Below are 22,730 nucleotides of genomic sequence, written 5' to 3'. Positions count from 1 at the left end.
TGAACACCGGGCGCGCGCGGCGCCCGGGAGGGAATCCGGGGAATCAGGCGGTCTCGGCGATGCCCACGCCCAGCAGGCCTTCGAGCAGCGCCGCGTCGTTCGCGAGGTCCGCGCTCGGCCCGGCGTGCACCACGGTGCCGCGCTCCAGCACGATGGCCTGGTGCGTCATCTCCAGCGCCAGCACCGGGTGCTGCTCGACGACGATGGAGGCCAGCCCTTCCTGCTCGCAGAGCCGGCGAATCGAGACCGCGAGCTCTTCCACGACGATGGGCGCCAGGCCCTCCATCGGCTCGTCGAGCAGCAGCAGGCGCGGGTTGGTCATCAGCGCGCGGCCGATGGCCAGCATCTGCTGCTCGCCGCCCGAGAGCTGGTTGCCGTAGTTGCCGCGCCGCTCGCGCAGGCGCGGGAACAGCTCATAGACGCGCTGCAGGGTCCAGGCCCCCTTGCGCGCGATGACCGTGAGGTTCTCCTCCACCGTGAGCGACGCAAAGACCTCACGCTCCTGTGGCACCCAGCCCAGGCCGGCGGCCGCGCGCCGGTGCGCGGGCCAGCGCGTGATGTCCTGCCCGGCCCAGCGCACGGCGCCGCGCATCACGCGGGTGTTGCCCATCAGGGTTTCCAGCAGCGAGGTCTTGCCTACACCGTTGCGGCCCAGCACGGCCAGGCTTTGCCCCTCCTCCAGCGCGAAGCCCAGTTCGTGCAGCACGACGGCGTTGCCGTAGCCCGCCACCACGCGGTCGAACGCCAGCAGCTCAGCCATGCGCCACCTCCGCGGGAATCGCCTGCACCGCCTGCGTGTGCGCCTGGCCCAGGTAGACCTCGCGCACGCGCGGGTCGCGGCCGATCTCGGCCGGCGTGCCCTCGGTGAGCACCTGCCCGGTGACCAGCACCGAGATGCGGCGCGCGAAGCGGAAGACCAGTTTCATGTCGTGTTCGATGAAGAGGACGCTGATGTCCGCCGGCAGCGCGTCGATGACCTCGAAGAGCTCGCCACTCTCGTCCTCGGGCACGCCGGCGGCGGGCTCGTCGAGCAGCAGGATGCGCGGCTTCGCGGCCATGGCCAGCGCGATCTCCAGCAGGCGCTGCTTGCCGTAGGGCAACTCGGCCACGGGCACGTTCGCCAGGGCGTTCAGCTTCAGGCGCCCCAGCAGCTCGTGCGCCTCGTGGTAGACGGCGGTGTGCCGCTTGAGCGGGCGCCACCACACGGCCCCCAGGCCCTCGCGTTCGCTGATCGCCAGCACCACCGAGCTCAGCGGCGTGAGGCTGGGGAACAGGGTGTTGATCTGGAAGGTGCGGGCCAGGCCGCGGCGCGCGCGCCGGTCGGCCGACAGCGCGGTCACGTCCTCGCCGTTCATGAGCACGCGCCCGGCCGAGGGCTTGTAGATGCCCGTGAGCAGGTTGATCAGCGTGGTCTTGCCGGCGCCGTTGGGGCCGATGAGGGCCTGGCGCGCGCCGGGCTCCAGCGAGAGGCTCACGCCGCTGACGGCGTGGAAGGCGCCGAAGGAGATACCGAGGCCGTGGGTCTGCAGGGCGGACGTACTCATCGCACGGCCTCCTCTCGCGTCTTGAACAGGCGCGAGAGCGCGCCCATGATGCCGCCGCGGCCCATCAGCACGGCGGCGATGAGGAAGATGCCGAGCCAGAACTGCCAGTACTGCGGGTTCATGTCGGCGAACCAGTCGTGCACCAGCATGTAGACGATGGCACCGACGAGGCCACCGTACAGGCGTCCCGTGCCGCCCAGCACCAGGATGATCAGGACCTCGGCCGAGCGGTTGAAGCCGATCGATTCGATGCCGACGAACTGCGTGGTCTGCGCGAGCAGCGCGCCCGCGATGCCGGCCACGCCGGCCGACAGCGCATAGGCCAGGCGCAGGCGCGCGTCCACCGGCGAGCCGATGGCCAGCATGCGCTTGCGGCTGTCGTGGATGCCGCGCAGCGTGAGGCCGAAGGGCGACTTCAGGATCAGCCGCACGCCCAGGAACACCAGCAGCACCATGGCGAAGGCGTAAATGAAGGCGGTCTGGCCGAAGAGGTCGAACTCGAAGCGGCCGAACAGCGGCTCGACCACCATGCCCTGCAGGCCGTCGGTGCCGCCGGTGATGCCCGAGAGCCGGTTGGCCAGCTCGGCCAGCAGCATGCACACGCCGATGGTGATCATCAGCCGCGCCAGGTCGGTGCCGCGCACCACCAGGGCGCTCAGCAGGTAGCCCAGCGCCACGCAGACCAGCAGCGCCACCAGCAGGCCCGAGAAGGGCTCGCCCCAGCCGTGTTTGGCCAGCAGGCCGGCCGCGTAGGCGCCGGCGCCGAAGAAGGCCGCGTGGCCCACGGTGAGGATGCCGGCGTAGCCCAGCGCCATGTCCAGCGACACGGCGAACAGGCCGAAGATGAGGATCTGGCTCATCAGGCTCAGGTGGTCCGGCAGCAGGAAGTAGCACGAGGCCAGGCTGAGCCAGAAGAGCACCTCGGCGATGCGCGTGTGCGCGGGCTTGAGGGTGATGGGCGTCATGCGAGGCCCTTTCGCGGGATGATCCCGTTCGGTCGCGCGAGCAGCATCACGATCATGACCACGTAGATGAGGAAGGCGCCGGCCTGCGGCAGGTAGTACTTGCCGGCGACGTCCACGATGCCCACCAGCAGGGCGGCCACGAAGGGGCCGGTGATGGTGCCGGCGCCGCCGACGCAGACCACGATGAGGAAGTACACGAGGTACTTCAGCGGGAAGCTGGGCTCCAGCCCCAGCATGCCCAGGCTGAGCGCGCCACCCAGGCCCGCCAGGCCGCAGCCCAGCGAGAAGGTGAGGAAGAACAGCCGCTGCACCTGGATGCCGGTGCCGGCCGCCACGCGCTGGTTGTCCACCGCCGCGCGCACCATGGCGCCGTAGCGCGTGCGGCCCAGGCCGAGCAGCAGCGCCGCCAGCACCACCAGGCCGCAGACGATGAGGAAGAGGCGGTAGCGGCTGACCTCCAGGCCCAGCAGCGAGAGCCGGCCATCGAGCGATTCGGGCAGCGTGAACGGCTGCATGGTGGGCCCGAAGAAGAAGGTGAAGGACGCCACCGACACGAAGACGATGCCGATGGACAGCAGCACCTGGTCGAGCGGGTGCGCCTTGTAGAGCCGGCGGTAGAGCACGAACTCGAACAGCGCGCCCACCAGGGCCGCGGCGACGAAGGCCGCACCAAGCGCGGGGTAGAAGCCCAGGCCGTAGCGGTTCATCAGCACGGCCGCGGCGTACCCGCCCACCATGGCGAAGCTGCCATGGGCCAGGTTCACGAAGTTCATCAGCCCCATCGTGATGGACAGGCCCACCGCGATGAGGAACAGGAGCATGCCGTAGGCCACTCCGTCGAAAAGCACGATCGCCATGGGGGAGTCAGGGCGCGGCCTTGGCCGGGTCCTTCACGCGCTCGAACTGGTCGAACTCCACGTTGACGAGCTGACCGTTCACGCGCTCGGTCTTGCGGATGTAGACGGTCTGCACGATGTCGCGCGTGGCGGCGTCGATCTCCACCGGGCCGCGCGGGCTTTCGAACCGCAGGCCCTTGAGCGCTTCCATCACCTTGTCGCCGCTGGTGTCGCCCTTGGTCTTGGCCAGGGCGGCCTCGATGGCGGACAGCGCGTCGTAGGCCGAGACGGCGAAGTAGCTGGGACGCATGGCCTTGCCGAACTGCGCCTCGAAGTCCTTCACGAACTTCTGGTTCTTGGCCGAGGGGTGGGCGTAGGAGTAGTGGTGGCTGGTGACCAGGCCCAGGGCCACGTCGCCGGTGGCGTCGAGGTAGCTGTCGTCGGTGGCTTCGCCGGTGGCGAAGAGCTTGATGCCGGCCTCTTCCATGCCGCGCTCCTTCCAGACCTTGAGAAAGGCCGGCGGCATGACGCCCGAGGGGAAGAAGAAGAACACGGCCTGCGGCTTGGCGTCCTTGATGCGCTGCACGTAGGCCGAGAAGTCGGGGTTGTTCATCGGCGTGCGCAGCTCGCCGGCGATCTTGCCGCCTGCGGCCGTGAAGGCCTTCTTGAACGCGGTTTCGGCATCGACGCCCGAGGCGTAGTCGGCCACCACGGTGTAGACGCTGTTCACGCCGTTCTTGACCAGCCAACGGGCCATCGGGTCGGACACCTGCTGCACGGTGAACGACACGCGCGCGATGTAGGGCGAGCTGGAGGTGATGGCCGAGGACGAGGCGTTGGCCACGACCACCGGGACCTTGGCCTGCGTGGCGATGGGCGCCACCGCGTAGGCGTTGGGGCTGAAGTCCAGGCCGGTGATGAAGCTCACCTTGTCGCGCACCACCAGTTCCTGGGCGAAGCGCTTGGCCGCGTCGGGCGCGGGGCCGGCGGTGTCCTTCTTGACGATCTCCACCGGGTGGCCGGCGATCTGGCCCTGGCGCTCCTTCAGGAAGAGCGCGATGCCGGCGTCGAACTGGCGGCCATAGTCGGCGTAGGGGCCGGAGTAGGTGGCGATCAGGCCGATGCGCAGGGGCTCGGCGGCGTGCGCGGCGCTCAGCGCGCCGAAGGCGCCGAGGCCGGCCAGGCCGAGCGCGGCGATGGCTTGTCGTTTGGTGAAGGTCATGGCAGAGCTCCGTGGGGAAAGGAAAGACAAGGGCGAAAAAAGGAAAGTCGGGCTCAGGCGTCGGCTGGCGCGGCCAGCGCCGCCAGGGCGGCCTTGAGGTCGCTGTCGGGGTCGGCCAGCGTCTCGGGCGCGAGCCGCGCGCCCGCGGCGATGAGCTGGCGGCTGAGCAGGTGCTCGCCAGGGCGGTTGACGCTGTGCGTGGCCGCGATGGCACCGTCGCGCAGGTAGAACACGCTGAAACGTCCGCTGTCGGGCTCGCCGCGCACCACGGCCTCGTCGTCGGCCTGGGCCACGCCGGCCATCTGGTACTTGAGTTCGAACTGATCGCTCCAGAACCAGGGCACGGCGGTGTTGGGCCTGGGCTGGTCCACCAGCAGGCTGGCGGCGGCGCGCGCGCCGTCGGTGGCGGCCTGGATGGATTCGTGCCGCACGCGCGGCGCGCCCGGGGCGCACGCCACGGCGGCGACGTCACCCGCGGCCAGCACGCGCTCAGCCGAGGTGCGACCCAGCGGGTCGGTGACGATGCCGTTGTCCACGGCGAGGCCGGCGTCGCGGGCGAGCTCGCTGTTGGGCCACACGCCGATGCCCAGCACCACCAGCTCGCAGTCGATGCGCTGGCCGTCGGCCAGTTCCACGGCGGCGACACGGCCGTTGGCGCCGACGAGGCCGCGCACACCGCGCCCGGTGAGTACCTGCACGCCGCGCTGGCGGTGCGCGTTCTCGACGAAGGCCGACATCAGCGGCGGCATGCTGCGCGCCAGCAGGCGCGGCTGGGTCTCGATCACGCTCACCTCGGCGCCGCGCGCGCGCAGCGCGGCGGCCACCTCCAGGCCGATGAAGCCGCCACCAATCACGCAGACCGAGCGCGCGGACGCGGCGGCCTCGGCCACACGCAGCGCGTCGTCCAGCGTGCGCAGGGGCAGCACGCCGTCCAGCTCGGCGCCGGGCAGCGTCAGGGCGCGGGCGCGCGCGCCGGTGGTCAGCGCCAGCCAGCCGTGTTCCAGCACGGAGCCGTCGTCCAGCGTGAGGCGCCGCGCAGCCGGGTCCAGCGCCGTGACGCGGCGGCCCAGGCACAGCTCGATGCGCTTGTGGGCATAGAACTCGGGCGAGCGCAGCCAGAGCTGGTCCACCGTGGCCTTGCCGGTCAGCAGCCCCTTGGACAGGGGCGGGCGCTGATACGGCGGGTGCGGCTCGTCGCCGACGATGAGGATGTCCTCTTCGAAGCCCAGTTCGCGCGCGCTGCTGGCCAACTGCAGGCCGGCGTAGGAGGCGCCGACGATGACCAGAGGCCCTTTCGATCCGGTGCGGGTCATGGCTGAACTCCTCGGGGTGTCATGAGGCGCCGCATTGTATGCAACTGAATTCATCAAACCAACACAATTGGACAGATGGCGCTCAAAGCCTTTCATATTCTCGGAAAACAAAGGGTTTACCCGAGCCAATACGGCACTCAATCGGTGCAAATAAGTTCGGGGAAACACTTTCATGTCGAGCTTGCATGCAGTTTGCATGCCAATCGGCGGAAGCGGTGTGCATCCGTGGCGGGCTCTCCTAGAATTCCTCGCTCCCATCCCCCGTTCAACCGCATGGACTCCCAACAATCCCGCGTGCTGGTGCAGTTGCGCGACCTAATCCTCAAAGGCGAGTTCGTGCCCGGCGAACGCCTGGCCGAGATCCCGCTGGCCGAGAAGCTCGGCGCCTCGCGCACGCCGGTGCGCCTGGCCCTGGCCAGCCTGGAGCACGAGGGACTGATCGAGCCCTCCCCCACCGGGGGCTACCAGATGCGCCGTTTCACGCCGCAGCAGATCGCCGACGCGATCCGCGTGCGCGGCCTCATCGAAGGCTTCGCCGCGCGCCTGCTGGCCGAGGAAGGCGCGCCGCGCCAGCTGCTGCGCGAGCTGCACGAGTGCCTGGAGGAAGGCGACAAGACGGTCAACAAGGCCACCATGGAGCTGGACGACTACACGGCCTACGTGGAGGCCAATGACCGCTTCCACCAACTCATCATGGACGGCTGCGGCAACTCGGTGCTGCGCCGGATCATGGACATGCTGGACGCCATGCCCTTCGCCTCGCCCAGCGCCATGCTGCCCATGCAGTCCTCCATGGAGGAAGGACAGCAGTGGATGCGCCTGGCCCAGCGCACGCACCACGCCATGGTGCAGGCCATCGAGCGCGGCCAGGGCTCGCGCGCGCAGGCACTGGGCGAGGAGCACGTGGAAATCGCGCGCATGAACCTGGACTACGCCATGGAGCGGCCTGAGCAGGCCGCGCGGCTCATGCCCGGCATGCGCCTGGTCGCGCACCGGAACAAGGCCTGAGAAGGCGTGAGCGAACCCTCCATGGCCACCCCGCGCACGCCTTCTGCCGAGCACCTGAGCGTGCGCGACTACGGCGCCTCGCACGGCAGTCACGACCACGCGCACTTCCAGGTGCTGGTGGGTCTGGAGGGCGTGCTCGAACTTGAAGTCGCGGGCCGGGCGCAGCGCATCGGTGCGGGCCAAGGCTGCGTGGTGCCGCCGGGCGAGCGCCACGACTTCGAGGCCCGCGAGGGCGCGCGCTGCCTGGTGCTGGACAGCCACGCCGAGGGCTGGGCGCGCGCCAGCTCCACGCCCACGGCGGCCACCGCGGCGCTGGCGCGCTACCTGGCCGCGGCCTGCCGGCAGGGCCTGCCGCGCGCGCAGTCGCTGGGACCGGTCCTGCTGCTGGAGAGCTGGATGCCCCGCTCGCCGGCGCGTGAGCGGCCGCGGCGCCCCATCGACTGGACCGCCCTGGCCGACTGGGCGCGCGGCCACTGGGCCCATCAGGCCATCGAGGTGGCCGACCTGGCCGCGCGCGTGCACCTGAGTCCGGCGCAGTTCGCCGCGCGCTGCCGCGCCGAGCACGGCCTGAGCACCCAGCACTGGCTGCGCGGACTGCAACTCGACCAGGCCCAGGCCTTGCGCGCCCAGGGCGCGAGCGTGGCCGAGGCCGCGCGGCGCAGCGGCTACCGCTCGCCCTCGGCGCTGACGGCGGCGCTGCGCCGCCGGGCCTGAGGGGGACCTGACCCGCGCCCCGCGACGACGGACCCGCGCCGCGCGACGGTGCCGCGCGCGATGATCCGCCCATGAACGCCGCCAACCTGCTCGCCCTGGGCGCGATCGCGCTGTGGGCCTCGCTCGCCGCGCTGGGCGTGGCCCTGTCGCACCTGCCGCCCTTCCTGCTCACCGGCCTGGGCCTGCTGCTGGGCAGCCTGATCGCGCTGCCGCTGTCGCGCTTCGATCTGCGCCGCTGGCGCGTGCCGGCGAGCACGCTGGCGCTGGGCGTCTATGGCCTGTTCGGCTTTCACTTCCTGCTCTTCATCGCCCTGCGCCACGCGCCGCCGGTGCAGGCCAACCTGGTCAACTACCTGTGGCCACTGGGCATCGTGGTGATGGCACCGTTGCTGCTGCCCGGCGTGACGCTCACCGCGCGCCACGTGATCGCGGCCCTGGTCGGCTTCGCGGGCGCGGCGCTGGCCATCCTGGGCCGCGCCGAGCCGGGCGCCGGCACCGGTTGGGCCTGGGGTTACCTGCCGGCGCTGGGCTCGGCCTTCATCTGGGCCACGTATTCCTTGCTCACCAAGCGCGTGGTGGCCTTTCCCACGGCGGCCATCGGCGGCTTCGCCGCGGCCTCGGGCGCGCTCGCGCTGCTGTGCCATGCGCTGCTGGAGCCGTCGGTGGCCCCGTCCACCCGCGACTGGGCGCTGATCGCCCTGCTCGGCCTGGGCCCGCTGGGTGGCGCCTTCTTCCTGTGGGACGCGGCGCTCAAGCGGGGCGATCCGCGGCAGATCGGCGTGCTGAGTTTCCTGACGCCGCTGCTGTCCACCTGCACCCTGCTGGCGGTGCGCGGCGAATGGCCCAGCACCTCGGTGCTGGTGGCGGCCGCGATGATCGTGGGCGCCGCCGTGCTGGCCACGCGCGCGCGCTGAGTCAGTCCACCAGCAACGCGGACGGGTCCTCGGCCTCGAGCACGGTCTTCGCCCAACCGGCGAGCTTGACGGTGTCGCTGCGCAGGATCTGCTGCTTGACCGCGAGGATGCGCGAGGGGTGCATGGAGAAACTGCGCAGCCCCAGGCCCAGCAGCAGGCGCGTCATGGTGACGTCGCCCGCCATCTCGCCGCACACGCTCACGCCCTTGCCCTGGGCGCGCGCCTGCGCGATGGTGCCGGCCACGAGCTGCAGCACCGCGGGGTGCAGCGGGTCGTACAGGTGCGACACGGCCTCGTCGGCGCGGTCGATGGCCAGGGTGTACTGGATCAGGTCGTTGGTGCCGATCGACAGGAAGTCGAAGTGGCGCAGGAACAGCGGGATGGTGAGCGCCGCGGCGGGCACCTCGATCATGGCGCCCAGCTTCACCGGCCCGTGCGGCACGCCGGCCGCGACGAGCTGTTCGCGCGCGCGGTCCACCAGGGCCAGGGTCTGGCGGATCTCGCTCGCGTGCGCGAGCATGGGGATGAGCAGGTTCACCGGCCCGTGCGCGGCCGCGCGCAGGATGGCGCGCAACTGGGCGAGGAACATGCCCGGGTCGGCCAGGCTCCAGCGGATGGCGCGCAGGCCCAGGGCCGGGCTGAGGTGGTCGTCCAGGCGCGCGACGCTGCGATCCAGCGGCTTGTCGGCGCCCACGTCCACGGTGCGGATGGTGACCGGTAGGCCCTGCATGCCTTCGATGGCGCGGCGATAGGCCTGGTACTGCTCCTCCTCATCGGGCAACTGGCCGTTGCGCCCCATGAACAGGAATTCGCTGCGGAACAGGCCCACGCCGGCGGCACCGGCCTTGAGCGCGGCGGCGGCGTCGTCGGGCTGCTCGATGTTGGCCAGCAACTCGATCTTCTGTCCGTCGAGCGTGACGGCCGGCGTGTTCTTCAGCCGCGAGAGCTTTTCGCGGTCGACCTCGCCCTGGCGCTGCTTGAAGCCGTACTCGGCCAGGACGATGGGCGAAGGATCGACCACCACCACGCCGGCGTCGCCGTCGATCACCACCCAGTCGTCCTGGCGGATCAGGTGGCTGGCCGAGCGCGCGCCCACCACGGCGGGGATGTCCATGCTGCGCGCCACGATGGCGGTGTGGCTGGTCTTGCCGCCCACGTCGGTGACGAAGCCGGCGAACACGCTCTGCTTGAACTGCAGCATGTCGGCCGGCGAGAGGTCGTGCGCGATCAGCACCAGGGGCTCGTCCTTGCTCGCCCGCTCGGCCGCGACGGCGGGCGCGGCGATCGGCGCGGCCTGTCCGCGCATCGCGCGCAACATGCGGTCGACCACCTGCTCGAGGTCGGCCTTGCGCTCGCGCAGGTAGGGGTCTTCCATCTCGTCGAACTGGCGCGAGATGACCTCGAGCTGCGTGGTCAGCGCCCACTCGGCGTTGTAGTGGCGGTCGTGCACCCAGTGCTTCACGCCGTCGGTGAGCTGCTCGTCCTGCAGCAGCATGAGGTGCACGTCCAGCAGCGCGGCCAGCTCGGGGTGCGCGTCGACCTGCCCCAGGCCGACGAGCCCCTGCTGCACACGCAGAATCTCCTCGGCCACCGCCTTGCGCGCCTGGCGCAGGCGTTCGATCTCACCCTCGATCTCGTGCGGCGCCACCAGACGGTGCGCCACGTCCACGCGGCTCGAGGCCACGATCACGGCCCGCCCGATGGCCACGCCCCGGGAAACGGCCAGACCGTGGACGGAGAACGTCATGCTGGCGCTCCGCGGACGCGTGGGGGCTTCGTTTCGCCGCTGGGCCGCCCCAAGGCGAAGCAGCCCCCTCGGGGGGCTGAGGGCCGCGGCTCCAAGCCTGCCTGCGCAGGCTTGGACGGCCCGAAGAGACAGCGACTCTGGCGCTGTCGCGGCCTGCAAGGCGCGACCCGCGAAGCGGTGGAGCGTGGGGGCTTCATTCGCCTTCGCCGAATTTGTCGTTGATGAGGGCGAGCAGCGCGTCCATCGCGGCGCGCTCGTCGCTGCCGTCGGTCTCGATGTCCACCGTGCTGCCCAAGCCGGCGGCCAGCATCATCACGCCCATGATGCTCTTGGCGTTGACGCGGCGTTCGCCGCGCGACATCCAGACGTCGCTGATGAAGGTGCCGGCCAGCTTGGTGAGCTTGGCCGAGGCGCGGGCGTGCAGGCCCAGCTTATTGCTGATGGTCGCGGTGGTCTTGATCATGCGTGGATCGTCGGGCCTGGTTTTGCGGAGCGGTGACGGCGACCTGCATCACGCCCTGCGTGGCGCCGATGATGGCGCGCGAGATCAGGGCGTCGAGCGATTCGTGGCGGTAGCTCACGGTGCGCAGCAGCATGGGCAGGTTCACGCCGCAGACGAGCTTGCTGCGCACGCCGTCGACCAGGCGCTGGGCCACGTTGCACGGCGTGGCGCCGAACACGTCGGTGACGACCAGGGTCTGCGGGCGGGCCATCTGCGCCATGAGCGCGCGCGCCTGCGACAGCGTTTCCTCGGGGGGAACATTGGGTTGCACGTCCAGCGCCACCACCGCGTCCTGCGCGTCGGGGAACACGTGCAATACGCATTGCCGCAGAGCCGAGGCCAGCGGCGCGTGCGCGATCAGCAGGATGCCGTTCATGGGCGCAGTGTAGCGGTGCGGTCCCGCTCGATGCGGCGCCAGCCGCGCCAGAAGGCCGCGTAGGCCGCCACGCAGCACAGGGCGAACAAGCCCACCGCGCCGCGGTAGCGGTCGGGTTCGCTCCAGCCGAAGACGCTCAGCGCGTCGATGGCCAGACCGATGCCCCACTGCAGCACGAACACGCCGGCGAAGATGACCAGGTTGTAGGCCGACAGCGCGCGGCCCGCGGCCTGCGGCGGCAGCGCCAGGGCGACGGCGGGCTGTGAGAGCGAAACGAAGGTGGAGCCGACACAGAACAGCGCCCACAGCCCCCACCCCGCGCGCGGACCGAGCCAGGCGATGGCCACGATGACCACGAGGCTGATGGGCAGGCCCCAGCCGATGAGGGTTTCGGGCCGGATGCCGCGGCGCGCCAGGTGCGGGTTCACCACGCCCCAGGTCCAGAAGGCCAGCAGCATGCTCAGGTTGATGGCGAACAGGCCGGTGGCGGCCTGATCGGGCGTGTAGCCGGCCACGTTCACCATCCACGGCCCGGCCCACAGCGCCTGCACCGCGACCATGCCGCCGTAGTTGATGAAGCCCACCGGCACCATGGTGCGGAAATAGGGGTGGCGCCAGATGTGCGCGTAGCCGCTGTCGGCCGCACCCTCGGCGGCGGCCGCGGCGGGCGCCTCGCGCGTCCAGGCGGGCACCGACCAGGCCAGCACCGCGATCGCCAGTACGAAGAGCAGGGCCAGGGCCCAGAACAGGCCGCGCCAGCCCATCACCGGCAGCAGCCACTGCACCGGCAGCGTGGACGCCACCATGCCCATGGAGCCGGTCATCAGCATCCACGAATTGGCGCGCAACTGCACCGAGGGCCGCAACCAGCGGCGAAAGCCCGTGAGCGGCGCCATGAGGCAGGCGCTGAGCCCCATGCCGGTGAGCACGCGCGCGAACAGCAGGCCGCCGAAGTTGTCGGCCAGCGCGAAGGCCGCACAGCCGGCCACCGCCAAGGCCAGGAAGGCCAGCACCACGCGCTTGGGGCCGTGGCGGTCCAGCCAGCGGCCCATGGGCAGTTGCGTGAGCGCGAAGCCGAAGAAGTAGCCGCCCGCGAGCAGGCCCAGGTCGCTAGGCGTGAGTGCGAGCTCGGCGCTGAGGGTGGGCGACAGCGTGGCGGTGATGGCGCGCACCAGCGCCGACAGGAAGTAGGTGCCGGCGAAGACGAGGAAGACCGTCACCGCCAGGCGCGGACTGAGCAGGCCTTTGCTGTGGGGGGCGTGGACGGGGTCCGTCATGGCAGTCGAAGCCCCTCGAAGAAGGTCGAGGCGAGTTCGGGGTCGATGGCGCGGCCGTAGATGGCCGCGTGCACGAGGCGGCCCCCCTGCGCGGCGTGCAGCGCGCGCACCGTGACGGGCTCGCCGCGCGGGTCGCGTCCGTCGGCCTGCAGGCCCAGGGCGCGCTCGGTGCCGGGCACGGCGGCGGGCCATTGCGCGGCGGGGTCGTCGGCCAGGGCCGGATCGGCCTGCACGGCCACCAGCGTGGCGCGGCGCCAGGCCTCGAACGCGAGCGCTGCGCGCGCGGGGTCACCCGCGTCGAGCCAGGCCACGGCGAAGCTCAGGCCCCCGGTGTCGCAACTCATCATGTGCAGCGTCGCTTCCACGCCGCCCAAGGGCACCTCGCGCTCGGCTCGGTCGGGTTTGCAGGGCATGAGCGCCTGCACGGGCGCGCCGTCGGCGCGCACGGTGCGCCAATTGAAGGTGGGCGAGCAGGCGGCGAAGAGCAGCAGCGCGGCCAGGGTGCCGGCGAGTCGTCGGGAACGGGTCATGTCGCTGGAGGGGGCGGCCGCCCTGCGAGGGCGACAGCGGGAGCGCGAAGGTCTCGCGCACAATGCACGGATGAATGCACTGGATGGTATCCGCATCCTCGACTGCTCCCGGGTGCTCGCCGGCCCCTGGTGCACCCAGACCCTGGCCGACCTGGGCGCCGATGTGGTGAAGGTGGAACGCCCGCGCGGTGCGAACCACCCCGGCGGCGACGACACGCGCGGCTGGGGCCCGCCCTTCCTGCGCGGGCGCGACGGCCAGGACACCGCCGAGGCGGCCTATTACCTGGGCGCCAACCGCAACAAGCGCTCCATCACCTGCGACCTGTCCCGGCCCGAGGGCCAGGCGCTGATCCGCGAGCTGGCCACCAAGGCCGACGTGTTCGTGGAGAACTACAAGGTGGGCGACATGGCGCGCTACGGGCTGGACTTCGCCGCGTTGCGCGCGATCAACCCGCGCCTGGTGTATTGCTCCATCACCGGCTTTGGCCAGACCGGCCCGTACAAGGACCGCGCGGGCTATGACTACGCGGTGCAAGGCATGGGCGGCCTGATGAGCCTCACCGGCGAACGCGACGACCTGCCCGGCGGCGGCCCGCAGAAGGTGGGCGTGGCGGTGGCCGACCTGTTCACGGGGCTGTATTCGACGGTGGCCATCCAGGCCGCGCTGCGCCACGCCGAGCGCACCGGCGAGGGTCAGCACATCGACATGGCCCTGCTGGACACCCAGGTGGCGATGCTGGCCAACCTGGGCGCCAACTACCTGGTGCGCGGGCGGGAGGACGGCCAGGTGCCGGGTCGCGCGGGCAACGCGCACGCCAACATCGTGCCCTACCAGGTGTTCGAGGTCGCGCCGGACGCCGACGGCCACGCCCAGCACATCATCCTGGCCGTGGGCAACGACGGCCAGTTCGCGAAATTCTGCGAGGTGGCGGGCCGCCCGGAGCTGGCCAGCGACGAGCGCTTCGCGCGCAACCAGAGCCGCGTGCGCCACCGCGCCGTGCTGGTGCCCCAGTTGGAGGCCGTGATGAAGACGCGCGGCAAGGCCGATTGGCTGGCTGCGCTGGAAGCCGCCAAGGTGCCCTGTGGCCCCATCAACGACCTGGCCGAGGTCTTCGCGGATCCGCAGGTGCGCGAACGCGGCATGGTCCACACCTGGGCCCACCCGCTGGCCGACGCGGTGGACCTGGTGGCCAGCCCCATCAAGATGAGCGTCACCCCCGTGCGCAACGACCGTCCCCCGCCCCTGATGGGCGAGCACACGGACGAGGTGCTGAGCGAATGGCTGGGCGCGGACGCCGCGCGCCTCGCGCAACTCCGCGCCAGCGGCGCGATCTGATCCCTATGGCGTACCAACCCCTGCCTACCCCCAAGTCCCTGCGCGCGGCGGTCGATGCCGCGGCCGCGCGCGGCGAGCCGCTGGTCGTGATGGTCACGCTGCGCGGTTGCGTCTACTGCGAGCTGGTGCGCAACAGCTACCTGCACCCGCTCATGCGCGAGGGCCGGTTGATCGCCGTGCAGATCGACTTCCAGGACAAGACCACCCCCATCCAGGATTTCCGCGGCCGCACCACCACGCCTGCCACGCTGGTGGACGAATGGAAAGTGCGCGTGACGCCAACGGTGTTCTTCTTCGGCCCCGTGGGCCGTGAACTGGCCGAGCGGCTGGACGGCGTGAGTTCGGCCGACTTCTACGGCAGCTACCTGGAAGAGCGCCTGGACACTGCCCGGCGCAATCTGAAGAAGTAGCGGCCCTTCACTTCATCGAGCCGAAGACCTTCTTGAGGATGGCGCTGCCCGTGCCGACCGGGTCCTGGCGGATCTTGCGCTCTTCGTCGCCGATGATGGTGTAGAGGCCATCGAGCGACTTGCCGGTGACGTAGCGCTCGATGTTGGCGTCCTCCTTCTTCACCAGCCCGAAGCCCGAAGCCTTCTCCGCCACGCGGTTGTAGCTGCGTGCCAGGCCCACCTTCTCGGTGGTGCGCGTCACCACGGGCAGGAATTTCTCGCCCAGCGGCACGCGCGTCTTGTCGGCGAAGAAGCGGGTCACGGAATCGTCGCCGCCCGAGAGGATGTTCTTGGCGTCGGTCACGCTCATGGACTTGACGGCGTTGACCAGCAGGTCCTTGCCCATGGGCACGGCCTGCTCGGCCGCACGGTTCATGCCGGTGATGAGTTCGTCCACCCGCTTGCCCTGACCGGCGAAGCTGAGCAGCTTGGCGGCGTCTTCCAGATAGCCGGGCAGGGGAATCCGAACTTTCGGGTTGCCCAGGAATCCATCCGTCTTGCCCAGCAAGGCCACCGCGGCCAGCGCGCCCTTCTCGAGCGCGGTGCGGATGCCGGCGGTGGCGTCCTTGTCCGTCAGATCGGACAGGGACAAGGCCCAGGCCTGGCGCTGGGCGGCGACAATCAGCAATCCCAGGCTGCCCAGGGACAGGTGATGAAACTGGCGGCGTTGCATGTGTGCGCTCCCTCACGTGAATCCGAGGCGGGCACTGTAGATGGTGAAGCAGGAAATGACAAACACGACGACATTGGCACGCGAACCGAACCGCCGCCGGGTGCTGGGCGCGGGCCTGGCGCTGGGGGCTGCCGGCGCGCTGGGCCTGAGCGGCTGCGCCGGGCGCGAGGCCGCGCCCGAGTCCACCTTCGTGCTGCTCGATGGCAGCAAGGCCACCACCGCGGGACTGCGCGGCAAGGTGACCCTGGTGAACTTCTGGGCCACCACCTGCGTGACCTGCGTGAAGGAAATGCCTGCCCTCGTGGACACGCACCTGAAATACGCACCGCGCGGCTACGACACGGTTGCCGTGGCCATGAGCTACGACCCGCCGGCCTGGGTGCTCAACTTTGCGCAGACGCGCCAATTGCCGTTCAAGGTCGCCTTGGACAACACAGGGGACATCGCGAAGGCCTGGGGCGACGTCAAGCTCACGCCCACCACCTACCTGCTCGACAAGCAGGGCCACATCGTCAAGCGCTACGTCGGCGAGCCCGAGATGGGCGCGCTGCACCAGCTCATCGAGGAACTGCTGGCAGCCTGAACACGCCGCCCGGGCTGGCCGGGCCCGTGCCGACGGATTGACTTATATTGCCGGTTCGCCCTCCCCCAGCGGCCTACGGGTCGCTCTCCGAACCGATGCCCGAGACGCCTTCAGCCTCCATCGAACTGCGGCTGGCCGAAACACCCGATGACATACAGGCGGTGCGCGAGCTCTTCCTGGACTACCAGGCCTCGCTCGACGTCGACCTGTGCTTCCAGGGCTTCCAGGAAGAGCTGCAACAACTGCCCGGCGACTACGCACCGCCATCCGGCGCGCTGCTGCTGGCGCTGGTGGATGGCGCGCCCGCCGGCTGTTGCGCCTTGCGCCCACTGCCCAATGTCGATCACCCCGACGCCTGCGAGATGAAGCGCTTGTTCGTGCGCCCCGCGTTCCGCGGCTTCGGGCTCGGACGCCTGCTGGTTGACCGCCTGCTGATGCTGGCTCAGATGGGGGGCTACGCCACCATGCTGCTCGACACCCTGTCGGACATGGAGGCGGCGCGCGCGCTCTACCAGGAAACCGGCTTCGTCGAGATCGCGCCGTACTACCACAACCCCCTGCCAGGGGCGCACTACCTGAAGGTCAGCCTCTGAATCAGGCGGCCTTGGCCTGAGCCAGCAGCGTGCCGGCATCGCTCACCTCGAACTTGCCCGGGGCTTCGATGTTGAGCGTCTTGACCACGCCGTCCTTGACGAGCATGGAGTAGCGGTTGCTGCGCAAGCCCATGCCGCGCCCGGTTAGGTCCAGGGTCAGGCCCGTCGCCTTGGTGTACTCGGCGCTGCCATCGCCCAGCATGCGCACCAGGCCGTTGGTTTTCTGATCGCGCGCCCAAGCGCCCATCACGAAGGCGTCGTTCACGCTGATGCACCAGATCTCGTCCACACCGGCGGCCGAGAACTCGGCGGCCTGCTGCACGAAGCCCGGCACGTGCTTGGCCGAGCAGGTGGGCGTGAAGGCGCCCGGCAACGCGAAGATGGCGATCGTCTTGCCCGCAGCGGCCTTCTGAACGTCCACCGGGTTCGGGCCGATGCTGCAGCCGTTGCCCTCGACCTCGCTGTACTCCATCAGCGTGCCAGCGGGCAGTTTGTCTCCGACCTTGATCATGGTTTCTCCTCGTGCGGTTGGGGGGCTGAAAACAAAAAAGCGACCGGATTGTCGGTCGCTTTTTCGATGCGCGCAGCGCTGAGTCTGCAATGAGACTCAGACGATGGCGGCTTTTTGCACCAGGCGGCTGGCCACCCAGTTCTTCGTCTTGGAGATCGGGCGGCTCTCGGTGATCTCGATCAGGTCACCCAGCTTGTACTCGCCGTTTTCGTCGTGGGCGTGGTACTTGCTGGACTTGATCACGATCTTGTCGTAGATCGGGTGCTTCACGCGACGCTCCACCAGGACCGTCACGGTCTTGGTGCGTTTGTCGCTCACCACCTTGCCGACCAGGGTGCGCTTGAGGGCGGGTTTTGCTTCCGTCATGGTCTCGCTCCTTTACTTGGCGGCGGCGCGCTGCTTCTCGGCCAGGATGGTCTTGGCGCGAGCGATGGCACGGCGGGTGTCGCCCAGCGTGGCGGTGTTGTTGAGTTGTTGCGTGGCCTTCTGCATGCGAAGACCGAAATGGGCCTTCTGCAGCGACTTGATTTCGGCTTCGAGGCCGGCCACGTCCTTCTGGCGCAGTTCAGCAGATTTCATTGCATGTTCTCCTGAATCACTGACCCAGCATGCGCGTCACGAACGTGGTGCGCAGGGGAAGTTTGGCGGCGGCCAGGGCAAAGGCTTCACGAGCGAGCTGCTCGGGCACGCCCACGATCTCGTACAGCACCTTGCCGGGCTGGATTTCGGCCACGTAGTACTCGACCGAGCCCTTGCCGTTGCCCATACGGACTTCGGCGGGCTTCTGCGAGATCGGCTTGTCCGGGAACACGCGGATCCAAATGCGGCCGCCACGCTTGACGTGACGGGAGATCGCGCGGCGCGCGGCCTCGATCTGGCGGGCCGTGAGGCGACCGCGGTCGGTGGACTTCAGGCCGAAGTCGCCGAAGGCGACCGTGGCGCCGCTGGTGGCGACGCCGGTGTTACGGCCCTTCTGCTCCTTGCGGTACTTGCGGCGAGCGGGTTGCAACATGTTTATTCTCCTTTGCCGTCCGCAGCTGCAGGTGCGGGTGCGTCTTTGCGTACGCGCTTAACGGCGGGTTTGGAATCACCACCCGTGGCTTCGGCGGGCTTGTCGCTGCCATCGGCGGGGGCGGTGTTGGTGCCACGGCGCACGGCGGCACGGGCGGTCGGGCCGGCCGGACGCTCGCTGCGCTCACGGCGCGGGCCGCGCGGGCGGCGCTCTTCTTCAGGACGCGGCTCGGCCACCACGGGGGCGTCGTTGCGGCCGAGGGTGTCGCCTTTGTAGACCCACACCTTCACGCCGATGACGCCATAGGTCGTCTTGGCTTCAGAGGTGCCGTAGTCGATGTCGGCGCGCAGGGTGTGCAGCGGCACGCGGCCTTCGCGGTACCACTCGGTGCGGGCGATCTCGATACCGTTCAGACGACCGGCGCTCATGATCTTGATGCCCTGGGCACCCAGGCGCATGGCGTTCTGCATCGCGCGCTTCATCGCGCGGCGGAACATGATGCGCTTCTCGAGCTGCTGGGTGATCGAGTCGGCGATCAGCTTGGCATCGATCTCGGGCTTGCGCACCTCTTCGATGTTGACGGCCACCGGCACGCCGAGCTTGGCGGCCAGTTCCTTCTTCAGCTTCTCGATGTCCTCACCTTTCTTGCCGATCACCACGCCCGGACGCGCCGAGTAGATGGTGATGCGGGCATTCTTGGCGGGGCGCTCGATGACCACGCGCGAAACGGCGGCGTTCTTGAGCTTGGCCTTCAGGTACTCACGCACCTTGATGTCTTCGGCCAGCATGCCCGCGAAATCGCGGTTGCTGGCGTACCAGCGGCTGGCCCAGTTGCGCGAGACGGCCAGGCGGAAGCCGGTCGGGTTGATTTTCTGTCCCATGTTCCTGTGCCTCTCAGTTGCCAACCGTCACGTAGATGTGACACGTGGGTTTGCTGATGCGGTTGCCACGGCCCTTGGCGCGAGCCTCGAACCGTTTCAGCGTCGTGCCTTGCTCGACGTAGATCGTCTTGACGCGCAGCTCATCGATGTCGGCACCGTCGTTGTGCTCGGCGTTGGCGATGGCGGACTCCAGGGCCTTCTTCACGATGCCGGCGGCCTTCTTCTGGGTGAAGGTCAGGATGTTCAGGGCCTGGTCGACCTTCTTGCCGCGAATCAGGTCGGCCACGAGGCGGCCTTTGTCCACCGACAGGCGCACGCCACGGACGACAGAGCGGGTTTCCGTACTCATGGTGGTTCCTTACTTCTTGGCTTTCTTGTCGCCCGGGTGACCCTTGAACGTGCGGGTCAGGGAGAACTCGCCGAGCTTGTGACCGACCATCTGGTCGGTGATGTACACGGGCACGTGTTGCTTGCCGTTGTGCACGGCAATCGTCAGGCCGATGAACTCGGGCAGGATCATCGAGCGGCGCGACCAGGTTTTGACCGGCTTCTTGTCCTTGTTGGCTTGGGCCTTCTCGACCTTGGCCATCAGGTGGTGGTCCACGAAGGGACCTTTTTTGAGCGAACGAGACATTTGGTCGGCCCCTTACTTCTTGCGACGCGAGACGATCATCGACTGCGTGCGGCGGTTGTTGCGGGTGCGGTAGCCCTTGGTCAGGTTGCCCCACGGATCCACCGGAGCGCGGCCTTCGCCGGTCTTGCCTTCACCACCACCGTGCGGGTGGTCGATCGGGTTCATCGCGGTACCGCGCACGGTCGGGCGGATGCCCATGTGGCGCACGGCACCGGCCTTGCCGATCTGGCGCAGGCTGTGCTCGGTGTTGGACACCTCACCGATGGTGGCGCGGCAATCCACGTGAATCTTGCGCACTTCACCCGAGCGCATGCGCACCTGGGCGTAGATGCCCTCGCGGGCCAGCAGCACGGCCGAAGCGCCGGCCGAACGCGCGATCTGCGCGCCCTTGCCAACCTGCAGCTCGATGCAGTGGATGGTCGAACCGACGGGGATGTTGCGGATCGGCAGGGTGTTCCCCACGCGGATCGGCGACTCCGAACCCGACAACAGCGTGGCACCCACCTCGACGCCGCGCGGCGCGATGATGTAGCGGCGTTCGCCATCGGCGTAGCACAGCAGCGCGATGTGGGCGGTGCGGTTCGGGTCGTATTCGATGCGCTCGACCTTCGCCGGGATGTTGTCCTTGTTGCGGCGGAAGTCGACCACGCGGTAGTGGTGCTTGGCACCGCCACCCTTGTGTCGCGTCGTGATGTGGCCGTTGTTGTTGCGGCCGGCCTTCTGGAACTGGGGTTCCAGCAGCGGCGCAAAACCCGAGCCCTTGTGCAGGGTTTCGCGCGTGACCTTCACCATGCCGCGACGGCCTGGCGAGGTCGGTTTCATCTTGATGACAGCCATGATTACGCGGCCTCCCCACCGAAGTTGAGTTCCTGACCGGGCATCAGCGTGACGTAGGCCTTGCGCACGTGGTCGCGGCGGCCGACGGTTTTGCCGAAGCGCTTGGTCTTGCCCTTCTGGTTGACGACCGACACACCCTTGACCTGCACCTTGAACATCAGTTCGACAGCGGCTTTGATCTCGGGCTTGGTCGCGTCGCGCAGTACTTTGAAGAGCACCGCGTTGGATTGCTCGGCGGCCTGCGTGGCCTTCTCGGACACGATCGGTGCCACGAGGACCTGCATCAGGCGGCCTTCGTTGAATTGGGCGGTGCTCATGCGAACATCTCCTTGAGCTGGTCGATCGCCGCCTTGGTGACGATCACTTGCTTGTAATGCACCAGCGACAGCGGGTCGGCGTAACGGGGCTCGACCACCAGCACGTTGACCAGGTTGCGCGAGGCCAGGTACAGGTTCTCGTCAACCTCGTCGGCGATCACCAGGACCGACGACTTCAGGTTCATGGCCTTGAACTTGTCGGCCAGCACTTTGGTCTTGGGCGAATCGACCTTGATCGACTCGACGACGGACAGACGGCCTTCACGCACGAGCTGGGAGAAGATGGACGCCATGCCGGCGCGGTACATCTTCTTGTTGATCTTCTGGGTGAAGTTCTCGTCGGGGCTGTTCGGGAAGATGCGGCCGCCCCCACGCCACAGCGGCGAGGAGGTCATACCAGCGCGCGCGCGGCCGGTGCCTTTCTGCTTGAACGGCTTCTTGGTCGAGTGCTTGACCATCTGGCGGTCTTTTTGCGCACGCGTACCTTGACGAGCGTTGGCCTGATAAGCCACCACGAGCTGGTGGATCAGGGCCTCGTTGTAGTCACGACCGAACACGGTCTCGGGCACGTCCAGCTTGGACGCGGCCTGGCCCTGGTCGTTCAGGAGTTCGACTTGCATCAGTTCGCTCCTTTGGCGGCGCTGGCCTTGACGGCGGGGCGCACAGTGACGAAACCACCCTTGGCGCCAGGTACGGCACCACGAATCAGCAGCAGCTGACGGGCTTCATCGATGCGCACGATGTCGAGGTTTTGAATGGTTTTGGTGACGTCGCCCAGATGGCCCGTCATCTTCTTGCCCGGGAACACTCGGCCCGGGTCCTGCGCCATGGAGATCGAACCCGGCACGTTGTGCGAACGGCTGTTGCCGTGCGACGCACGCTGCGAGCTGAAGTTGTGGCGCTTGATGGTCCCGGCGAAGCCTTTACCGATCGAGGTGCCCTGCACATCGACCTTTTGACCTTGCGAGAACAGCTTGTTGACGTCAACGACGTCGCCCGGCTTGTACCCAGCGGCGACCTCGGCGGTCACACGGAACTCGATGATGAGTTCGCCGGCTTCGACGCCAGCCTTGGCGAGGTGGCCCGCAATGGGCTTGATGACGCGCGAGGCGCGGCGCTTGCCGAAGGTGACCTGCAGCGCGTCGTAACCGTCGTTGGCCTGGGTTTTGACCTGGGTGACGCGGTTGTTCGACACGTCGACCACCGTGACAGGCACTGCATCCCCGTCATCGGTGAACAGGCGCATCATGCCCACCTTGCGGCCCAACAACCCGAGGGAGTTGCTCAGACTCATTGTTTTCTCCGTTCCCGACTTCAATTGGCCGGGGCTGATAGCGCGCTACCCGAAGGCAACGCTGAATGGCGAAGCACCAAAGTGCCAGCGCCACGAAACATCCGACCCAAAAGCCGGAAAGCCCGCCAGTATAGCCGGCGGGCTTTCCTTGTGCAAGCCCCTCGGACGAAAGCCGATGGACCAGGCGTCGCCTTATTGCAGCTTGATCTCGACGTCCACGCCAGCGGGCAGGTCGAGCTTCATGAGCGCGTCCACCGTCTTGTCGGTCGGATCCACGATGTCCATCAGGCGCTGATGGGTACGGATCTCAAGCTGGTCGCGGCTGGTCTTGTTCACGTGCGGCGAGCGCAGGATGTCGAACCGCTTCATGCGCGTAGGCAGGGGCACGGGGCCCTTGACGATGGCACCGGTGCGCTTGGCGGTTTCGACGATCTCGGCGGCCGAGGTGTCGATCAGCTTGTAGTCGAATGCCTTGAGGCGGATCCGGATCTTTTGTTTGGTAGCAGCCATGAAACCGCTCCTTACTCGATGATCTTTGCCACGACGCCGGCGCCGACGGTGCGGCCGCCCTCGCGGATGGCAAAGCGCAGGCCTTCTTCCATGGCGATGGGCGCGATCAGCTTGACGGTGATCGAGACGTTGTCGCCGGGCATGACCATCTC

General features: G+C 68.7%; 31 protein-coding genes and 1 pseudogene. 7 read left to right on the top strand and 25 right to left on the bottom strand.

Translation table 11 applies throughout. The annotated features are described in order from the left end of the window. Nucleotides 1–43: 43 nt before the first annotated feature. The 6 genes from VLG41_RS03410 to VLG41_RS03385 are packed head-to-tail and all read right to left on the bottom strand — an operon-like array spanning nt 44 to nt 5,880. Nucleotides 44–760 carry an ABC transporter ATP-binding protein gene (locus tag VLG41_RS03410; protein WP_325347990.1) on the bottom strand — a complete coding sequence of 239 codons (717 nt, stop codon included), beginning with the start codon at nt 758–760 and terminating at the stop codon, nt 44–46. Beyond that, on the bottom strand, nt 753–1,544 hold the full coding sequence (locus VLG41_RS03405) for an ABC transporter ATP-binding protein (protein ID WP_325347989.1): 792 nt from the start codon (nt 1,542–1,544) through the stop codon (nt 753–755). Before VLG41_RS03405 ends, VLG41_RS03410 begins: the two co-directional genes overlap by 8 nt. Beyond that, complete coding sequence (locus VLG41_RS03400) at nt 1,541–2,509, bottom strand: branched-chain amino acid ABC transporter permease (RefSeq protein WP_325347988.1); 969 nt, start codon at nt 2,507–2,509, stop codon at nt 1,541–1,543. Before VLG41_RS03400 ends, VLG41_RS03405 begins: the two co-directional genes overlap by 4 nt. Then, a complete protein-coding gene (locus VLG41_RS03395) occupies nt 2,506–3,366 on the bottom strand; it encodes a branched-chain amino acid ABC transporter permease (RefSeq protein WP_325347987.1) in 861 nt (286 codons plus the stop codon). The genes VLG41_RS03400 and VLG41_RS03395 overlap by 4 nt, the downstream gene beginning before the upstream one ends. 7 nt (nt 3,367–3,373) lie before the next feature. After that, the gene (locus VLG41_RS03390; RefSeq protein WP_325347986.1) at nt 3,374–4,567 is read right to left on the bottom strand and encodes an ABC transporter substrate-binding protein; all 1,194 of its coding nucleotides are present in this window, start codon (nt 4,565–4,567) and stop codon (nt 3,374–3,376) included. A 53-nt stretch (nt 4,568–4,620) separates the two neighbouring features. Next, nucleotides 4,621–5,880 (bottom strand): NAD(P)/FAD-dependent oxidoreductase, encoded by a 1,260-nt coding sequence (locus tag VLG41_RS03385; RefSeq protein ID WP_325347985.1) that lies wholly within the window; start codon nt 5,878–5,880, stop codon nt 4,621–4,623. Nucleotides 5,881–6,153: 273 nt separating this feature from the next. On the opposite strand from VLG41_RS03385, the gene VLG41_RS03380 reads away from it, so the two are divergent. From VLG41_RS03380 to VLG41_RS03370, 3 genes are all read left to right on the top strand, one after another. Next, nucleotides 6,154–6,888 (top strand): GntR family transcriptional regulator, encoded by a 735-nt coding sequence (locus VLG41_RS03380; RefSeq protein ID WP_325347984.1) that lies wholly within the window; start codon nt 6,154–6,156, stop codon nt 6,886–6,888. Nucleotides 6,889–6,909: 21 nt separating this feature from the next. Next, on the top strand, nt 6,910–7,602 hold the full coding sequence (locus tag VLG41_RS03375; RefSeq protein WP_325348005.1) for an AraC family transcriptional regulator: 693 nt from the start codon (nt 6,910–6,912) through the stop codon (nt 7,600–7,602). 71 nt (nt 7,603–7,673) lie between these two features. Continuing rightward, on the top strand, nt 7,674–8,516 hold the full coding sequence (locus VLG41_RS03370) for a DMT family transporter (RefSeq protein ID WP_325347983.1): 843 nt from the start codon (nt 7,674–7,676) through the stop codon (nt 8,514–8,516). A gap of 1 nt (nt 8,517) precedes the next feature. On the opposite strand, the gene ptsP is transcribed toward VLG41_RS03370, so the two are convergent. The 5 genes from ptsP to VLG41_RS03345 all read right to left on the bottom strand — a co-directional run bounded on the left by ptsP (nt 8,518) and on the right by VLG41_RS03345 (nt 12,948). Beyond that, complete coding sequence (ptsP, locus tag VLG41_RS03365) at nt 8,518–10,263, bottom strand: phosphoenolpyruvate--protein phosphotransferase (RefSeq protein ID WP_325347982.1); 1,746 nt, start codon at nt 10,261–10,263, stop codon at nt 8,518–8,520. A 193-nt stretch (nt 10,264–10,456) separates the two neighbouring features. Next, nucleotides 10,457–10,726, bottom strand: coding sequence for an HPr family phosphocarrier protein (locus VLG41_RS03360; protein ID WP_070401241.1), 270 nt, complete (start codon nt 10,724–10,726; stop codon nt 10,457–10,459). Then, nucleotides 10,695–11,141: a PTS fructose transporter subunit IIA gene (locus VLG41_RS03355; protein WP_325347981.1), complete on the bottom strand. Its 447-nt coding sequence runs from the start codon at nt 11,139–11,141 to the stop codon at nt 10,695–10,697. Before VLG41_RS03355 ends, VLG41_RS03360 begins: the two co-directional genes overlap by 32 nt. Next, nucleotides 11,138–12,418 carry an MFS transporter gene (locus VLG41_RS03350; protein WP_325347980.1) on the bottom strand — a complete coding sequence of 427 codons (1,281 nt, stop codon included), beginning with the start codon at nt 12,416–12,418 and terminating at the stop codon, nt 11,138–11,140. The genes VLG41_RS03355 and VLG41_RS03350 overlap by 4 nt, the downstream gene beginning before the upstream one ends. Further along, entirely contained in the window at nt 12,415–12,948 is a 534-nt protein-coding gene (locus VLG41_RS03345; protein ID WP_325347979.1) for a hypothetical protein, read from the bottom strand. Before VLG41_RS03345 ends, VLG41_RS03350 begins: the two co-directional genes overlap by 4 nt. Before the next feature lie 70 nt (nt 12,949–13,018). Between VLG41_RS03345 and VLG41_RS03340 the strand changes: the two genes are divergently transcribed. Beyond that, complete coding sequence (locus VLG41_RS03340; RefSeq protein ID WP_325347978.1) at nt 13,019–14,284, top strand: CaiB/BaiF CoA-transferase family protein; 1,266 nt, start codon at nt 13,019–13,021, stop codon at nt 14,282–14,284. A 5-nt stretch (nt 14,285–14,289) separates the two neighbouring features. Further along, entirely contained in the window at nt 14,290–14,694 is a 405-nt protein-coding gene (locus tag VLG41_RS03335) for a thioredoxin fold domain-containing protein (RefSeq protein ID WP_325347977.1), read from the top strand. 7 nt (nt 14,695–14,701) lie between these two features. Here the strand turns inward: VLG41_RS03335 and VLG41_RS03330 are convergent, their stop codons facing one another. Beyond that, entirely contained in the window at nt 14,702–15,406 is a 705-nt protein-coding gene (locus VLG41_RS03330; RefSeq protein ID WP_325347976.1) for a DUF4197 domain-containing protein, read from the bottom strand. A 55-nt stretch (nt 15,407–15,461) separates the two neighbouring features. On the opposite strand from VLG41_RS03330, the gene VLG41_RS03325 reads away from it, so the two are divergent. After that, a complete protein-coding gene (locus VLG41_RS03325) occupies nt 15,462–15,989 on the top strand; it encodes a TlpA disulfide reductase family protein (protein WP_325347975.1) in 528 nt (175 codons plus the stop codon). 95 nt (nt 15,990–16,084) lie between these two features. After that, entirely contained in the window at nt 16,085–16,582 is a 498-nt protein-coding gene (locus VLG41_RS03320; RefSeq protein WP_325347974.1) for a GNAT family N-acetyltransferase, read from the top strand. A gap of 1 nt (nt 16,583) precedes the next feature. Here the strand turns inward: VLG41_RS03320 and VLG41_RS03315 are convergent, their stop codons facing one another. From VLG41_RS03315 to VLG41_RS03255, 13 genes and pseudogenes are all read right to left on the bottom strand, one after another. Next, complete coding sequence (locus VLG41_RS03315) at nt 16,584–17,093, bottom strand: peroxiredoxin (protein ID WP_325347973.1); 510 nt, start codon at nt 17,091–17,093, stop codon at nt 16,584–16,586. Between the two features lie 96 nt (nt 17,094–17,189). After that, on the bottom strand, nt 17,190–17,459 hold the full coding sequence (rpsQ, locus tag VLG41_RS03310; RefSeq protein WP_009519296.1) for a 30S ribosomal protein S17: 270 nt from the start codon (nt 17,457–17,459) through the stop codon (nt 17,190–17,192). Between the two features lie 12 nt (nt 17,460–17,471). Further along, nucleotides 17,472–17,672, bottom strand: coding sequence for a 50S ribosomal protein L29 (gene rpmC, locus VLG41_RS03305; protein ID WP_325347972.1), 201 nt, complete (start codon nt 17,670–17,672; stop codon nt 17,472–17,474). A gap of 16 nt (nt 17,673–17,688) precedes the next feature. Then, complete coding sequence (gene rplP / locus VLG41_RS03300) at nt 17,689–18,105, bottom strand: 50S ribosomal protein L16 (protein WP_009519298.1); 417 nt, start codon at nt 18,103–18,105, stop codon at nt 17,689–17,691. Between the two features lie 2 nt (nt 18,106–18,107). After that, nucleotides 18,108–18,986 carry a 30S ribosomal protein S3 gene (gene rpsC / locus VLG41_RS03295; protein WP_325347971.1) on the bottom strand — a complete coding sequence of 293 codons (879 nt, stop codon included), beginning with the start codon at nt 18,984–18,986 and terminating at the stop codon, nt 18,108–18,110. A 13-nt stretch (nt 18,987–18,999) separates the two neighbouring features. Beyond that, entirely contained in the window at nt 19,000–19,335 is a 336-nt protein-coding gene (gene rplV, locus VLG41_RS03290; protein ID WP_009519300.1) for a 50S ribosomal protein L22, read from the bottom strand. Between the two features lie 9 nt (nt 19,336–19,344). Continuing rightward, on the bottom strand, nt 19,345–19,620 hold the full coding sequence (gene rpsS, locus VLG41_RS03285; RefSeq protein ID WP_009519301.1) for a 30S ribosomal protein S19: 276 nt from the start codon (nt 19,618–19,620) through the stop codon (nt 19,345–19,347). Between the two features lie 12 nt (nt 19,621–19,632). After that, complete coding sequence (gene rplB / locus VLG41_RS03280) at nt 19,633–20,457, bottom strand: 50S ribosomal protein L2 (RefSeq protein WP_325347970.1); 825 nt, start codon at nt 20,455–20,457, stop codon at nt 19,633–19,635. 2 nt (nt 20,458–20,459) lie between these two features. Next, a complete protein-coding gene (gene rplW / locus VLG41_RS03275; RefSeq protein ID WP_325347969.1) occupies nt 20,460–20,774 on the bottom strand; it encodes a 50S ribosomal protein L23 in 315 nt (104 codons plus the stop codon). Further along, nucleotides 20,771–21,394 (bottom strand): 50S ribosomal protein L4, encoded by a 624-nt coding sequence (rplD, locus tag VLG41_RS03270; protein WP_325347968.1) that lies wholly within the window; start codon nt 21,392–21,394, stop codon nt 20,771–20,773. The genes rplW and rplD overlap by 4 nt, the downstream gene beginning before the upstream one ends. Beyond that, nucleotides 21,394–22,068 carry a 50S ribosomal protein L3 gene (rplC, locus tag VLG41_RS03265; RefSeq protein WP_325347967.1) on the bottom strand — a complete coding sequence of 225 codons (675 nt, stop codon included), beginning with the start codon at nt 22,066–22,068 and terminating at the stop codon, nt 21,394–21,396. Before rplC ends, rplD begins: the two co-directional genes overlap by 1 nt. A 192-nt stretch (nt 22,069–22,260) precedes the next feature. Next, entirely contained in the window at nt 22,261–22,578 is a 318-nt protein-coding gene (rpsJ, locus tag VLG41_RS03260) for a 30S ribosomal protein S10 (RefSeq protein WP_009519306.1), read from the bottom strand. An 11-nt stretch (nt 22,579–22,589) separates the two neighbouring features. Next, nucleotides 22,590–22,730, bottom strand: a pseudogene (locus VLG41_RS03255) (elongation factor Tu); the annotation flags it as partial.

The sequence above is a fragment of the Hydrogenophaga sp. genome, from assembly GCF_035481345.1.
In the GTDB taxonomy this organism is placed as follows: Bacteria; Pseudomonadota; Gammaproteobacteria; order Burkholderiales; family Burkholderiaceae_C; genus Hydrogenophaga.
Note: the sequence above shows the minus strand (reverse complement) of the source record. Positions and strands in the feature narration are given on the sequence as shown.

Coding starts and splice junctions, on each gene's coding strand:
- VLG41_RS03410 (WP_325347990.1), bottom strand. CDS start 760: ATGGCTGAGCTGCTGGCGTTCGACCGCGTGGTGGCGGGCTACGGCAAC.
- VLG41_RS03405 (WP_325347989.1), bottom strand. CDS start 1,544: ATGAGTACGTCCGCCCTGCAGACCCACGGCCTCGGTATCTCCTTCGGC.
- VLG41_RS03400 (WP_325347988.1), bottom strand. CDS start 2,509: ATGACGCCCATCACCCTCAAGCCCGCGCACACGCGCATCGCCGAGGTG.
- VLG41_RS03395 (WP_325347987.1), bottom strand. CDS start 3,366: ATGGCGATCGTGCTTTTCGACGGAGTGGCCTACGGCATGCTCCTGTTC.
- VLG41_RS03390 (WP_325347986.1), bottom strand. CDS start 4,567: ATGACCTTCACCAAACGACAAGCCATCGCCGCGCTCGGCCTGGCCGGC.
- VLG41_RS03385 (WP_325347985.1), bottom strand. CDS start 5,880: ATGACCCGCACCGGATCGAAAGGGCCTCTGGTCATCGTCGGCGCCTCC.
- VLG41_RS03380 (WP_325347984.1), top strand. CDS start 6,154: ATGGACTCCCAACAATCCCGCGTGCTGGTGCAGTTGCGCGACCTAATC.
- VLG41_RS03375 (WP_325348005.1), top strand. CDS start 6,910: ATGGCCACCCCGCGCACGCCTTCTGCCGAGCACCTGAGCGTGCGCGAC.
- VLG41_RS03370 (WP_325347983.1), top strand. CDS start 7,674: ATGAACGCCGCCAACCTGCTCGCCCTGGGCGCGATCGCGCTGTGGGCC.
- ptsP (WP_325347982.1), bottom strand. CDS start 10,263: ATGACGTTCTCCGTCCACGGTCTGGCCGTTTCCCGGGGCGTGGCCATC.
- VLG41_RS03360 (WP_070401241.1), bottom strand. CDS start 10,726: ATGATCAAGACCACCGCGACCATCAGCAATAAGCTGGGCCTGCACGCC.
- VLG41_RS03355 (WP_325347981.1), bottom strand. CDS start 11,141: ATGAACGGCATCCTGCTGATCGCGCACGCGCCGCTGGCCTCGGCTCTG.
- VLG41_RS03350 (WP_325347980.1), bottom strand. CDS start 12,418: ATGACGGACCCCGTCCACGCCCCCCACAGCAAAGGCCTGCTCAGTCCG.
- VLG41_RS03345 (WP_325347979.1), bottom strand. CDS start 12,948: ATGACCCGTTCCCGACGACTCGCCGGCACCCTGGCCGCGCTGCTGCTC.
- VLG41_RS03340 (WP_325347978.1), top strand. CDS start 13,019: ATGAATGCACTGGATGGTATCCGCATCCTCGACTGCTCCCGGGTGCTC.
- VLG41_RS03335 (WP_325347977.1), top strand. CDS start 14,290: ATGGCGTACCAACCCCTGCCTACCCCCAAGTCCCTGCGCGCGGCGGTC.
- VLG41_RS03330 (WP_325347976.1), bottom strand. CDS start 15,406: ATGCAACGCCGCCAGTTTCATCACCTGTCCCTGGGCAGCCTGGGATTG.
- VLG41_RS03325 (WP_325347975.1), top strand. CDS start 15,462: ATGACAAACACGACGACATTGGCACGCGAACCGAACCGCCGCCGGGTG.
- VLG41_RS03320 (WP_325347974.1), top strand. CDS start 16,085: ATGCCCGAGACGCCTTCAGCCTCCATCGAACTGCGGCTGGCCGAAACA.
- VLG41_RS03315 (WP_325347973.1), bottom strand. CDS start 17,093: ATGATCAAGGTCGGAGACAAACTGCCCGCTGGCACGCTGATGGAGTAC.
- rpsQ (WP_009519296.1), bottom strand. CDS start 17,459: ATGACGGAAGCAAAACCCGCCCTCAAGCGCACCCTGGTCGGCAAGGTG.
- rpmC (WP_325347972.1), bottom strand. CDS start 17,672: ATGAAATCTGCTGAACTGCGCCAGAAGGACGTGGCCGGCCTCGAAGCC.
- rplP (WP_009519298.1), bottom strand. CDS start 18,105: ATGTTGCAACCCGCTCGCCGCAAGTACCGCAAGGAGCAGAAGGGCCGT.
- rpsC (WP_325347971.1), bottom strand. CDS start 18,986: ATGGGACAGAAAATCAACCCGACCGGCTTCCGCCTGGCCGTCTCGCGC.
- rplV (WP_009519300.1), bottom strand. CDS start 19,335: ATGAGTACGGAAACCCGCTCTGTCGTCCGTGGCGTGCGCCTGTCGGTG.
- rpsS (WP_009519301.1), bottom strand. CDS start 19,620: ATGTCTCGTTCGCTCAAAAAAGGTCCCTTCGTGGACCACCACCTGATG.
- rplB (WP_325347970.1), bottom strand. CDS start 20,457: ATGGCTGTCATCAAGATGAAACCGACCTCGCCAGGCCGTCGCGGCATG.
- rplW (WP_325347969.1), bottom strand. CDS start 20,774: ATGAGCACCGCCCAATTCAACGAAGGCCGCCTGATGCAGGTCCTCGTG.
- rplD (WP_325347968.1), bottom strand. CDS start 21,394: ATGCAAGTCGAACTCCTGAACGACCAGGGCCAGGCCGCGTCCAAGCTG.
- rplC (WP_325347967.1), bottom strand. CDS start 22,068: ATGAGTCTGAGCAACTCCCTCGGGTTGTTGGGCCGCAAGGTGGGCATG.
- rpsJ (WP_009519306.1), bottom strand. CDS start 22,578: ATGGCTGCTACCAAACAAAAGATCCGGATCCGCCTCAAGGCATTCGAC.